Below are 13504 nucleotides of genomic sequence, written 5' to 3'. Positions count from 1 at the left end.
AAAAAAGTTAAGCTAGCTGAAAAGCTAGGAATTAGCCAAGAAACAATTAACACCTTAACAAATCAGACTGAGCAGATAAAAAACAATGTTCAGCAGATGTCGGATGAAGTTATTAACATCTACAAAAATGCTAGTGAACAACATCGTCAATTGACTGCAGAAGAAAAAGCGGTTGTCTTGGCAAACCAGAACGAACTTATCAAAACGCAATTGAGCTTGATGAAATATTCTGGTAATGAGAAAATCGCTATTACTAAGGCTATGAATGGACAGCTAGATGAACTCAATGATAGTCAAATTTCAAAGGCTAAGAAAGTCGTTGAGGGTTGGATTAAGGATGAAAACAAGGCTTATAAAGAGCGTAAAAGTAATTTACAAAAACTTTATGATGATATTCGTGGAGAAGATGAAGCTGCTTTAAAAGCTCGTGAAGAAATCCGAACTAAAATGCAAACATTAGAAGCAGAACACAATGCCAAGATGGATGCTTACGGTGAAAAATGGGTTAAAATACAACAAAAATTAACTGAAACAGCTTTGAGCAAATCTACACCGGAAGCTCAAAAAGCACTTTTGGATCAAATGAAAAGGAATGCTAATGAGTTAGGGCTCTCTTATGATGAACTTGTTAATAAGTTTTCGAATGCGTCTTCTAAAATTCAAGAAGAAAGTGAGTTGTGGGCGAAGACGACAGAGAAAACTACTGCAGCCGGAAAACTTGCTAATACGCAATGGAATGCGATGGTTTGGGATGCTAAGACAGGTAAGGTGAAAACCAACGCTCAAGAAGAAATTCAAAAGGCACTCCAAGCCGAAGGCGGTTGGGAAGCCATGAAATTTGTTGTCAAAGAAGCAAATCTGAAAACAAATGCAAAAATTGCGATTGGTGAAGCATTGGTGGCTACGGGTCAATGGAACAATCTCAAACCAGAAGATAAGAAACTCATCACGGACGGTAAGCCTGCGATTGAAGCTATTCTCAATAGCAAGGAGATGCTTGAAGCATGGAATGCCATGCCCGAGCAGGTCAAAAAGATTTTAGGGGATAGCGAAAACTTTCTCAATAGTGCCGAAGCCGCTCAACACGCTTTGGATGCTTGGAATCTGATGACACCGACCCAGCAAAAGCTAATGGTTGAGGATTTAGCTAGTGGAAATATCGAGACAGTTCGTAGGGCGGTTGAAACTTTAACAGGGACAACAATTCCAATTGATGCTACGAATAATACAGCATTACCTGCGCAAGAAGCTCAAAATACGATAGATGCAGTGAAACAGTATCAATCCGTATATATCAACGCTAGAAATAATACGCAAGGGGAAGCGAATGCGGCTAGTGCAGCGATCAACAGCGTGAAGCAAACGAAAGCAGCTGATATTAACGCAACCGATGTGACGGGGGCAGCAGTTACAAGTGCTAAGTGGCAATTATCTACAATACCAGGACAAACATTTACAACAATCACAGCTATAGATAATGCTTCTGGTGTTATATCCGGCATCGCAAGTAAGTTGGCGAGTGTAACAGGAAATTTCATTGCGAATGTTGCAGCTGGCAGATACGCTCGTGGTACGGATCATCACCCAGGGGGACTTGCTGTTGTCAATGACGAGGGAGGCCCTAACTATCGTGAGCTGGTTACTCTACCAAATGGACTATCCTTTATTCCAAAAGGGCGGAATGTCTTGTTCCCGTTGCCTAAAGGGTCTAAGGTTTTGCGGGCTAGTATGACAAAAAGGCTATTTCCGCAATACAAAGATGGTGTGGGATATTCTAAGGATTCTCCACTCTTTAAACAAATGGACGCTGTACAATCTGTTATTATTCAATCTAATCAGAGCCCGGCAAGTGCTAAGCAGCAGTCCGATACCAGTCAAGTGGTATCCGAGATTGCTATTTTGCGTGATAGCTTAACAGAACTACTAGAAAAGATATTAAAAAAAGATAATAATGTCTATCTAAATGGTGAAAGAATGGGACAGAAGTTGACTGACATTCAAAGCGACCAAGAGAAATTGCAACAGATGCTGAAAGGAAAATTTATTTGAGTAGAAAATTGATTATGAAATACAACGGGCAAGAGCTTGACATCATTGTTCGTGATATACAGCGAGATATAGGAAACGAAAGGAGTATTACGTTAAATGATGCTCCTTTTTTGGGGCAGAATGTTCAAGATTTTAAGATAAGCTCAAAGACTATTGTTGTTGATTTTTCTATTTGGGGATTTGATCGAAACAAAATTAAGCATGATTTAGCTAGTATCTTTCATTTTAGTGAAGTGAAGCGCCTAGAATTTAGCGATGAACCGGATAAGTATTATCTAGCTATCGTGACTGGGGAAATCAAAATGAAAGAAAGTAAGGGACTATTTTCAGAGGGGACGATTACTTTTCTCGTACCTGATGGGGTAGCTCATTCTACTACTTATCGGCGTTTTTATAAGCCTAAAGAAGTAGGGGATAAAATCGTCTTTGATTTGGAAAACAATGGCAATGTAGATGCTTATCCTATCATTACGGTAAAGCATAATGCAGAGAATGGTTATCTCGGCTTTGTCAATACCAGCGGAGCTTTAGAGCTAGGAAATAGAGAAGAAGCGGATACACAGACTGTTCAAAAATCTGAAATCCTATTTGATTATGTCTCTAACAATGGCATTGTCAAGGGGTTTCAACAAGGGCAAAAGAATGCTGCTATTTTGAATGATTTGTCTCAAAACCTAAATGGTACGCTTGCTATTGACAATACTTGGGGACGTCCTCATATAACTCTTACGACTCGTGGAAGTGGCTCGCGACCAAATAATGCAGGTTCGGTCAGTTGGGAAATTCCTCTTGACAGTACCGGTCAGCGTGGCGCACTTCATGAATACATTTGGTGGCGGCAAATCTTCTGGCTTGGCGCAGCAAACCAGCTCGGATTTATAAAAATTTCTGTCTCTGATACAGAGGGGCAGTTTTTATATGGTGTTGAAACAATCAAAAGGTCGAATGGTTTGGGGTGTGAGTACAATTTCTTAGCTTCTAACGGAAAAGGTGGATACAAACTTATCAATCAGTGGTTTTTTTGGGGTACACACCGAGAAGACCAGAACCCATTTAATGAGCCTAGAGGTTCGTCGGATTTATTACGTCGTGACGATATGGTGCAAGTGTACTGGTGGGGAACATACCCACAGTTTCGCATTCCTGAAATTAAAGGGCGCAAGTCCGCAAAAATACATGTTGCTATCGGAGCGTTTGGAAACAAGCCGCAGGTCACGCATGCCTATCTTGATAGCATTGTTTATCGCAAGGACTTTATTGATACGATTGAGGATATACCGAATCGTTATCAGAAAGGTTCAACGGTGGTGGCAGATAGTGAGCAAGATAGAATACTGGTTGACAATCTAGACAAATTTAGTGATCGAGTTCATGGTTCTGCGTGGTTGAAAGTTCCTCCGGGAAAATCGCAATTAGAAGTGTTTTGCTCTAGTTGGATAAAAGCAAAGCCTACTGTAACTGTAAATTTTGAAGAAAGGTTTTTATAAATAATGTTATTAACAATTCATGACGCACATTTACGACAGGTGGCGTCTATTGATAATGATAAGCAGGGGACACTGAATTATTTCAATGATACGTGGACAAGCTACCTTGAGACTGGTGCGGCTACTTTTGACTTTACAGTTAGTAAAAAGGAGCTTGCGACCGATACATATTCAAAGCGTGCTTATCAGTTCTTGAATGAGAAAAATTTTATCTCTTTTGAATACGAAGGTGAGACACAGCTTTTTATCGTTCGTAAAGTTGTTGAAAATGAAAAACTCATCAAGTTAAATTGTGTCAATTTGAATCTAGAGCTTATCAATGAATATGCCAATCCTTATAAGGCACTGAAAGATATGTCGTTTGAAGAGTATTGTAAGGATCTTGATTTGCTGAACTTTACGATGCTTAAGATAGGTGTGAATGAAATTTCTGATAAGAAGTTGACCCTCGAATGGGAAGGGCAAGAAACGAAATTGGCTCGGCTTTTATCGCTTGCCAATAAGTTTGGTGCAGAGATTGAGTTTAAAACATTCTTGAATAGTAATAGTTCTATCAAAGCCTTTGTGGTGAATGTCTATCATGCAAATGACGGTTTTCATCAAGGTGTTGGTAAAAGACAGTCTAAGGTATTACGATATGGGCGAGATTTTAATTCACTTACTCGAACTGTAGATACAACAGGGATTTATAATGCTATCCTCCCAACTGGGAATCGTTCAGAGGTCACTTCGACCAAAACGAGTGTCATTCATAATGTAGATGGAAGTGTAACTACAACTAAAAAGGTGCGAAATCCTGATGGAAGCGTTACGACGACTTCTAAAAGGGTACGAAATGATGGTTTCGTACTTGGGCAGGTTGTCACTAAGACTGTAAAAAATCCTGATGGAACTTCCTCTACGACTATGGAACGAGAGATGACAACGGTCTACAAAAAACGAACCGGCAGGAGGAAAAAGGCAGAGGAGCAACCGCCTTTTAAAGTTAAACACTCAAAGACTTCTAAAACGAGTGCTTATAGCAATGACAGTACGTTTGATTTGTCGGATTTGCCAGATTGGAAGTTAGAGAATGAAAACGGACAAGTAGAGTTTTATAAAGCAGGAAAAATGTTGTATGCTCCTCTTTCTATGCAGATGTTTCCTGCAGCGTTTACCTCTGATACGATGAGTGACCAATGGATCAGACGAGATGCAACTATTGATGCCGAGACACAAGAGGAATTGTCCGATAAGGCACTTGACATGCTACGGAAAAGCTGTTATCCAGCAGTCACTTATGAAGTCGATGGTTACTTGCCATACGGTGTGGGTGATACTGTAGAGATTGAAGATGACGGATTTGCTCTTACTTTGTTACTTGAAATGCGGGTGTCCGAAAGGTCTATCAGCTTTACTGGTACAGGTACGAATAAAAGCGTTTTTGCAAATTTCAAAGCGCTTGAAAATCAATTATCATCTGGCATTCAACAACGGCTAGAAGAAATGTTGGAAGAAGCAAAACCTTATGATATTAAGGTTGCATCAGATAATGGGACTGTTTTTAAAAACAATAAAGGAAAATCAACAATTTATCCTACCTTGCTCAAAGGAGAGAAAACCATCCCAGATTCCGAAGTTAGTTGGAAATGGAAAGTAGATGAACGTGATTTTCCACTTGCTCCAACATTTACTGTTGAAGCTGCTGGACTGACTAAGCCACTCACTGTAACAGTTATAGCTATTGTAAATGGTAAGGAAGTAGCCCATAAAGAATTAGCTTTTACCAACGTCAATGACGGTGCGAAAGGTTCTGACGGAAAATCTATCACGGTCGCTAAAGCTGAAAAGCAAGCGGACGGGGTCAAGGTGACGTTCTCGGACAACAAGAGCATTGTTGTACCGAAAGGCGATAAAGGTGACCCGGCAGACCCAGCTCCTCTCAATGCTCTAGAACAAGAGATGAAACAGACCAAGCAAGGGTTAAACGATGTTAAGGCAGATCTGCTCAAAGAAAAGGCGGAAAGCTCCGCTAATATTGAGCAGGTAAAAAAAGAAGTCGGTGCTATCAGCTCCCAACAAACCGCTTACGAGAAATCCAATGAACAAAACCTCGCTCGGATAACCCAGCAAATGGGCGACAAAGCCAGCAAAACAGAGGTCAAACAGACTGCAGACGGGATTCGAGAGGAGATAAGCCAAATTAGTGTTGGCGGGCGTAATTTGTTGAGAGGTTCGAAAGGAGAGTTTAAACCCGACAGTAAGCCAACGGACTTTGATAATCAAACCTTGTATGTGCAATCAACCTCCATTGATTTGGTCAAAGGAGAGAAATATCTGATTTCCGCTAAAACTGATGGAGTTTTTAGCGGCGATCACAACGGGAATCGAGAAAGCGATAATGTAGTGCTCTGGTTGATGGATAAGACGGTTACGAATTATCAGATTGTGTCCGATAGCAATACTGGCACGACAGGTACGATTTTTATATGGAACAAACCGACTGGAACTTATCACTTGCGAGTCAACACCTATCATAAGGACGCTCGGAAAAAAGTATGGGAAGTTAAGGTCGAACGAGGGACGATTAAGACCGATTGGAGTCCGGCACCTGAAGATGTTGAGAAACAAATCACCGTTGCTAAGACCACGTTAGAAAAGACTGCGGAAGGTCTTAGAACGGACATGGTCGCAGTCAAGTCTTATGTGGCAAACGATGGTAAGCGCAAGGAGGAGTTGGAAAAATACAGCAGAGAAGAGACGGCTAAGCAGATTGCAGCTGAACGAATTAAAACAGCTGAAAATTACGTGGGCAAAAGCCAGTATACCGAAGACGTTAAAGGCGTAAATCGACGTTTTGAGGAGTTGCGGACAGGAACTAGTAACTTACTCTTAAATACAGAGTTTAAGACGCTTGCGGACGTTAATAATGTAAATGGTGCTACGTTAAAACTCAATCAAAATGACTATAACAGTCACAACTCAATTGAGGTCACTGTGACTGGTCAAAACAAAGACGTGTGGAAGGGTATTACCTTAAATGCGCTAACGCTTGCATTTAAGAAAGGCGACACAATCGCTGTCAGAATGCCTATTTACATTTTTCTGATGTTACTATAAATGCAGGCTTAACACTTATATTAAAAAACCACCCTAAAAATAGAGCTTATGTTTTTAAAGACTTGGGAGACTTACCCCGAAACAAATGGCACATCGTTGAATTTCTGCACACATTTGACAATGACGCCAATTTTGAAGGCGCGGATTTTTTTTATTTATATACAACGCAAAACGGACACTACAAGATAGCAGAGCCATTGCTCACATTATCAAATATAATCCCGTCAAGCTGGGCGCCAGCAGTCGAGGATAGCAAGAATTATACCGATACCAAGCTCGCCGAGTACAAGCAAGGCGTGGACGGTCAGCTTGCGGCAGTTAAGCAAGAGGTTGGCAGTAAAGTCTCGCAAACCACATTTGACCAGCGGGCGAATCAGATTACACAGTCAGTACAAGAGTTAAGCAATAACACCGTCAAGAAGAACCAAATCAAAATCGACGAGAACGGTTTGGTTTCTAGCTCTGAGAAAATAGTGAACGGGCAGACTTTGGCTAGTATGATTGCGCAACATCCGGAATGGGTGGAAATTATCGCTAAGCTGCTTAGGGTTAAAGCAGACATGATTGTAAATGGTGCGATTACAGCGGATAAACTAAATGTTAAAGAGTTGAGTGCTTTGAGTTCTAATTTAGGCGAAGTGAGTGCTGGCTTTATTGATTTGCGCAAGCATTGGGTACGAACAAACACTCGTGATGTTTGGGGTATCATCAAAGATGTGACATATGATACTAGCACGCTCTTGACCGATAGTGGGGTTATAACAAATGGTCGGCCAGGCAGAAATAAGAAGAGCGATGTCAAACCGACAATAATGCCGCTGGTTTGGTTAAATTCTGGGCAGCTTCTTTTTGCAAATGTCGATTCTGAACATGACATAAGACTGATACTTGCAAATGGCGTTTATCCTTCTATACGAAGTAATTCCGGAACAATTTATTTTGGAAAGTTAGAAGACGAGAGAGATGCTTTAGTTATTGATTGTCAATTTGCAGAGTTATATTTAAGAGCCAACAATTACACAGACTGGAAACAATCCGAGGTCAACAACAAAGTGCGCTGGAAAGTGCAAGGCAGTCTTGTGTTGGTCGATTTTAACTTACAATTTGACCGTGATGGTACTTATCATTTAGTAGATATACCAAAGGAATACGTGCCTAGCAATAAAATGTTTCCTGTCCAAGCGTGGAGTTTGGATAGAAACAAAGATCGAACAGCTCAATTAAACGTTGGCGGAGATTTACATATTATAGGCGCAGAAAGAGGTATCCCATACCTCGGCCAAATCATTTGGACTTATTAAAAAATAAAAGGAGAAAAAATATGGCAGAATTACTTGATGTTGAAACAATTACAGAGCCGTTTGATTTGCAGACAGCTCTTAGATATATGGACGAAAACGGTGAGTTTATTCGTTTTAAAAATGATACGGATGACTACTACATTTACAAAGAAACACAAAAACGCCCCGCAATTGTGGGCGGCAAACGTAAATTGGTGGAAGTACCGCTTGTTTGGGCGTTTGACCGATATAACAATTCAATTACGACTTTCCGCTTTACAAATATGTTTGATAAAGCATTTTATATCATGAAATTTGACGAAGCGGGTGAACCAATCTGGGATGCCCCTGCTAAGAAGGAGTAGTGTATGGCACCAGACGTCATAAATGCGGTCGTGACAATTAGTGCTTCCTTAATCGGAACATTTGGCGGGATTATTACTAGTGCTAAGATAACTACTTTTCGGATTCAGGAATTAGAAAAGAAAGTGGAAAAGCACAATAGTGTAGTAGAGCGAACCTATCGCTTGGAAGAAAGAACAAACTATCTTGACGAGCAAATTGATAAGCTCGAAAGCAAAATTGAGAAGGAGAAATAAGATGCAACAAATTTTAATCACAGCGGGCATTATTGCCCCGATTATTTCAGCGATTGTAAATGTCTTTAAAACACAATTCAAGCTAGATGGCAAGCAAGTATCTGCACTAGCTCTGGGTTTAGGCATTATTGTAGGGATTGCATACGCTGCAACCATTGTGCACGGCGATTATGCCGTTTATGGCTGGGGCGGACTAATTGCTGGTCTGTCAGCTATTGGCTACTATGAACTGGCTTTTAAAAACAAAAAAGGAGACACAACGGATGACACGAAAAAATAAAATTAAACAGTTTTTAGCTTTCGGTGCACTCGCTCTTAGTTTTATCGCGCCTACTATTGCACAAGCAGCAGTAGGCGATCAAGGCGTTGACTGGTCTGTTTATCAAGGTACGAATGGTATTTTTGGTTATGGTCATGATAAATTTGCCATCATTCAAATCGGCGGTATCAATGCATATGGTATGTACGGCCAATCAACGTATGAAACGCAAGTAGCAAGTGCTATTGCACAAGGAAAACGTGCTCACACTTACGTTTGGTATGAAGTAGGTGGCAATGCTGCTTTGGGCGAACAAGTGCTTAAAAACTTCTTACCGCAGGTACAGACACCGAAAGGCTCGATCGTAGCTCTGGATTATGAGAGCGGAGCGAGCGCTAGCAAAGAAGCAAATACAAACGCCATCTTACATGGTATGCGCATGATTAGAGCAGCAGGCTATACGCCAATGTACTACTCATACAAGCCTTATACAGTTGCCCATGTGGATTACAATCGGATTTTAGCCGAATTTCCAAATTCTTTGTGGATTGGAGCTTATCCAGATTACAATGTGACGCCATCACCAAATTATAACTTTTTCCCATCTCTTCCGGGAATTGCTATCTTTCAATTTACATCGACTTATATTGCAGGTGCACTTGATGGCAATGTAGACTTGACGGGTATCACAGATAATGGTTACGGTCGCAAAAACACGCCTAAAACACAGACACCAGCGATTAAAGAGGGCGAGAAAGCAGACAATACACCAAAAAGTGAGATTAAAGTCGGTGATACGGTCAAGGTTAATTTCTCGGCCACCAACTGGGCAACAGGCGAAGGAATCCCCGATTGGGTCAAGGGTCGGTCTTATCAAGTAACAGAAGTAAGCGGTGATAAAGTGTTGTTAGCAGGTATTAACTCTTGGATTTACAAACGAAATGCAGAGATTATCTCTACTACTAATAGTCAACCTGCAGAAGCTCCAACTGTTCAGCAGTCTGGCTCATACACGGTACAGTCGGGTGATACCCTTTCTGGAATTGCCGCTCAATATGGCACGACTTATCAACAGTTAGCAGCTCTGAATGGAATTAGCAATCCGAACTATATCTATGTAGGGCAAATTCTAAAGCTGACAGGACAAGGACAATCAGCTCCTCAAAATGTGTCTTACCATACAGCACAATGGGGAGATACCCTTTCTGGAATTGCTGCTCAATATAGCACAACGGTAGAAAACATTCAAGCACTAAATGGATTGTCAAGCGACCTCATTTATGCAGGCGTAACTTATAGAGTAAATTAAGACAAACTAAGCTCTTAGGAAAAATCCTAAGGGCTTTTTTGCTGCAAAAAAAATAAAGCCTTTTTAGACTTATCACTTTCTCAACTATGCGGGCAAGACTGGCTACGTTTTGACTACGTTTATTTTCGTTTATGACTGTATTATTTAGTGTATATTATCTCTCGAAATCCTTATTATATAAGCTATTGGCAACTATTCCGCTATTAAGTCGATATAATAAAATTATTATGCTAAAATAGAACTAATAAGATAGAGGAGGTACACTTATGGTAACACGTCGTAAATATTCTCCGCAGGAAATAAGAAAAAATTCTTCTTATTTCTCTCCTTTGAAGGCAATCATTGAAACAGCTTTTTATGAAAATCAGGTTGTTGCAATAAAAACCGTAGAAGAAGCTTATCAATTGGCTTCCGCAGCTGCTGGGACAATTGTTTTAGATATGCCCGTGATTCATACGAAGGAACTGGGCTTACCTTCTTATGCTCGTGTTTTATTAACGAATTCTGGCGCAGTTGTTGGTCGAACGGCTAAAGCTCGACGGATTTTTGGTAGAGACAGTGAGGAAGATGAGAAGCTGCTTTCGATAGTACGCAGTGCAATCTATCAGGCTCATCATCGAAAATTTTATAAGGCAGATGCAGTTGTAGGGCTAGATGAAGCCTTTATGGCTTGTGCTCATCTCATGGTTCCTGAAGATGAAATCAACAATCTTTATTCTTGGCTTTTAAACTTTCAAATTTTGGATGAAGAGTTTAAAAATCGTTTGAGAGTTTCTAAAAAGTACGATGAAAATGACATATTTGTTTTTTTCGATCCCAAATGGAAGCATCCAGATTATCCTGAAGGATTGGTATATTTTGATACTCAGCACAATTGTGTCATTATTTTGGGTTTAAATTACTTTGGTGAGTTGAAAAAGCGACTTTAACCTTAGCTTGGGCAACCGCTGCTAGAAATGGATATGTAGCTTGTCACGGCGGCTTGAAAATCTTTAAACAAAAAGAGGCTGAAAAGCAAGACTATGTAGCCTCCTTCTTTGGTTTATCTGGTTCAGGAAAATCCACGCTGACGCATGCCAAACATAATGGAAAATATGATATTAAGGTTTTGCATGATGATGCCTTTATTATTTCTGTCAAAGATGGCTCTTCCATTGCTCTGGAACCGTCCTATTTTGATAAAACGAATGACTATTCCATTGGACATAGGGAGCAGGACTTTTTTGTAACAGTTCAGAATTGTGGTGTGACACTGGATGACAATGGTCTAAAAAAATTGGTAACAGAGGATATTCGAAATGGAAATGGTCGGACAGTTAAGTCTCGTTTTGCAACGCCAAATCGGGTCGATCGAATTGATGAACCTATCCAAGCCATTTTCTGGATTATGAAAGATGATTCTCTTCCACCTTTGATCAAAATCAACGATCCGCTGATGGCTTCTACTATGGGCTGTACCTTGATGACCAAGCGTTCCAATGCTGAAAATGTGATTGGCAAGCATGATGATTTGGTGATTGAACCTTATGCCAATCCATTTAGAGTGTATCCCTTGGTGGAAGATTATCGGAAATTCCGTAGTCTCTTTGAATCTGGTGTCGACTGCTATATCATCAATACTGGATTTTATATGGGCAAGGGAATTTCAAAAGAAGTTAGCTTGAATATTATTGAAAAAATTGTTGATGAAGAAGTAGAATTTAAACCATTTGGGTCATTGGAGGGTTTTGAATACATGGAATGTGAAGGGTATCCGATTCCGAATTTTGATGCTCGCTACAAACAATTACTTAGAGAAAGAATGCAAGTACGGCTGAACTTCTTGCTTGCCTTTAATCAAAAATACCCTAAAACGGCACTTCCTGTTGATGCAATTTCACGCTTGGAAACAGTTCTGCAAAATTTAGAAGCCTAAACAATCGATTTTCTTCTTTGCAATCCTCCTTTAAACTTTCTTTTTAACACTCCCTGTGCAAGAAGTCAAAAAGTATGCTATAATTAAGATTACTTATATATGAGGAGAGAACATTCATGGAAGACCCTAGCAGTCAGACCTTGTTACTGCAAGCTTTACTATTATTGGTTTTAACACTATTAAACGCCTTTTTTTCAGCAGCTGAGATGGCGATGGTATCCTTAAACCGTGCTCGTGTGGAACAAAAGGCTGACGAAGGCGATGCAAAATATATTCGCTTATTGAAAGTCTTGGAAAAACCTAATCACTTTTTATCCACCATTCAAGTTGGAATTACTTTGATTACAATTTTATCAGGAGCTAGTTTGGCTAATACACTCGGTCGGGAAATTGCTTCTTGGATGGGAAATTCTGAGACAGCAAGAGCGATTGCAAGCTTCTTATCTGTTGCTATTTTGACTTATGTTTCTATTGTTTTTGGGGAATTATATCCAAAGAGAATCGCTCTGAACCTCAAAGATTCCCTAGCGGTTCGTACAGCGCCAGTTATCATCTTTTTGGGAAAAATTGTCAGTCCCTTTGTTTGGCTTTTATCAGCCTCTACCAATCTGCTCAGTCGAATCACTCCCATGACTTTTGATGATGCAGATGAGAAAATGACACGTGATGAGATTGAGTATATGCTGACCAATAGTGAAGAAACATTGGATGCAGATGAAATTGAAATGCTGCAGGGGATTTTTTCACTAGATGAGATGATGGCGCGTGAAGTGATGGTTCCTCGTACAGATGCTTTTATGGTGGACATCAATGATGATACCAAGGAAATTATTGAAAGCATTTTGAAGCAGAACTTTTCACGGATTCCGGTTTATGATGATGATAAAGACAATGTTATTGGACTTATTCACACCAAACGTCTGTTAAATGAGGCGTTTACTAATGGTTTTGATAATATTGTACTACGAAAAATTTTGCAGGAACCGCTCTTTGTGCCAGAAACGATTTTCGTGGATGATTTGCTGACAGAGTTGCGGAATACGCAAAATCAAATGGCGATATTGTTAGATGAATATGGTGGTATGTCTGGTCTGGTAACGTTGGAAGACCTACTGGAAGAAATTGTCGGTGAGATAGATGATGAAACAGATAAGGCTGAAGTAGAGGTGTATCAGGTTTCTGACCATATTTATTTCGTCCTTGGAACCATGAGTTTGAATGACTTTAACGAGTATTTTGAAGTTGAACTGGAAAGTGATGACGTTGATACCATTGCGGGTTATTATTTGACGGGCGTAGGTTCGATACCCGACGTGAAAGAGCGTTTGAGTTATGAAGTGGAAAGTCAGGGCAAAAAGCTCATTTTAACCAATGATAAGGTAAAAAATGGACGTGTGACAAAGCTCAAAGTAGAAGTTTCTGAAATAGTAGAAGAAGAGGAAGAAGTTGAGAAATAGTCTCAGCTTCTTTCGTTTTTCAAAAATTGATAAGTTTACTTTACTTTTTA

The 13504-nt window shown here is 40.1% G+C and carries 8 protein-coding genes and 2 pseudogenes; all 10 read left to right on the top strand.

From position 1 onward, the window contains the following. Positions 1-2049 (top strand): annotated as a pseudogene (locus HMPREF2887_RS10250) (phage tail tape measure protein); the annotation flags it as partial. After that, positions 2046-3536 carry a distal tail protein Dit gene (locus HMPREF2887_RS05555; protein ID WP_261673850.1) on the top strand — a complete coding sequence of 497 codons (1491 nt, stop codon included), beginning with the start codon at positions 2046-2048 and terminating at the stop codon, positions 3534-3536. The pseudogene HMPREF2887_RS10250 and the gene HMPREF2887_RS05555, both read left to right, overlap by 4 nt. 3 nt (positions 3537-3539) lie before the next feature. Next, the gene (locus HMPREF2887_RS10305; RefSeq protein WP_084740787.1) at positions 3540-6635 is read left to right on the top strand and encodes a phage tail protein; all 3096 of its coding nucleotides are present in this window, start codon (positions 3540-3542) and stop codon (positions 6633-6635) included. A gap of 197 nt (positions 6636-6832) precedes the next feature. Further along, a complete protein-coding gene (locus HMPREF2887_RS05545; protein ID WP_186821901.1) occupies positions 6833-7936 on the top strand; it encodes a hypothetical protein in 1104 nt (367 codons plus the stop codon). A 20-nt stretch (positions 7937-7956) separates the two neighbouring features. Beyond that, a complete protein-coding gene (locus tag HMPREF2887_RS05540; RefSeq protein WP_084740781.1) occupies positions 7957-8280 on the top strand; it encodes a hypothetical protein in 324 nt (107 codons plus the stop codon). 3 nt (positions 8281-8283) lie between these two features. Next, on the top strand, positions 8284-8514 hold the full coding sequence (locus HMPREF2887_RS05535) for a hypothetical protein (protein ID WP_022524853.1): 231 nt from the start codon (positions 8284-8286) through the stop codon (positions 8512-8514). A gap of 1 nt (position 8515) precedes the next feature. Beyond that, a complete protein-coding gene (locus tag HMPREF2887_RS05530) occupies positions 8516-8794 on the top strand; it encodes a hypothetical protein (protein ID WP_084740778.1) in 279 nt (92 codons plus the stop codon). Then, the gene (locus HMPREF2887_RS05525; RefSeq protein ID WP_084740775.1) at positions 8778-10082 is read left to right on the top strand and encodes a LysM peptidoglycan-binding domain-containing protein; all 1305 of its coding nucleotides are present in this window, start codon (positions 8778-8780) and stop codon (positions 10080-10082) included. The genes HMPREF2887_RS05530 and HMPREF2887_RS05525 overlap by 17 nt, the downstream gene beginning before the upstream one ends. Positions 10083-10348: 266 nt before the next feature. Next, positions 10349-11997 (top strand): annotated as a pseudogene (locus HMPREF2887_RS05520) (phosphoenolpyruvate carboxykinase (ATP)). A gap of 116 nt (positions 11998-12113) precedes the next feature. Further along, the gene (locus HMPREF2887_RS05515) at positions 12114-13454 is read left to right on the top strand and encodes a hemolysin family protein (protein WP_021001388.1); all 1341 of its coding nucleotides are present in this window, start codon (positions 12114-12116) and stop codon (positions 13452-13454) included. Positions 13455-13504: the final 50 nt, after the last annotated feature.

The organism is Streptococcus sp. HMSC071H03 (assembly GCF_001813035.1).
GTDB lineage: Bacteria > Bacillota > Bacilli > Lactobacillales > Streptococcaceae > Streptococcus > Streptococcus anginosus.
The sequence above is the reverse complement of the archived record's forward strand: the minus strand, read 5'-3'. Positions and strand labels throughout refer to the sequence as shown.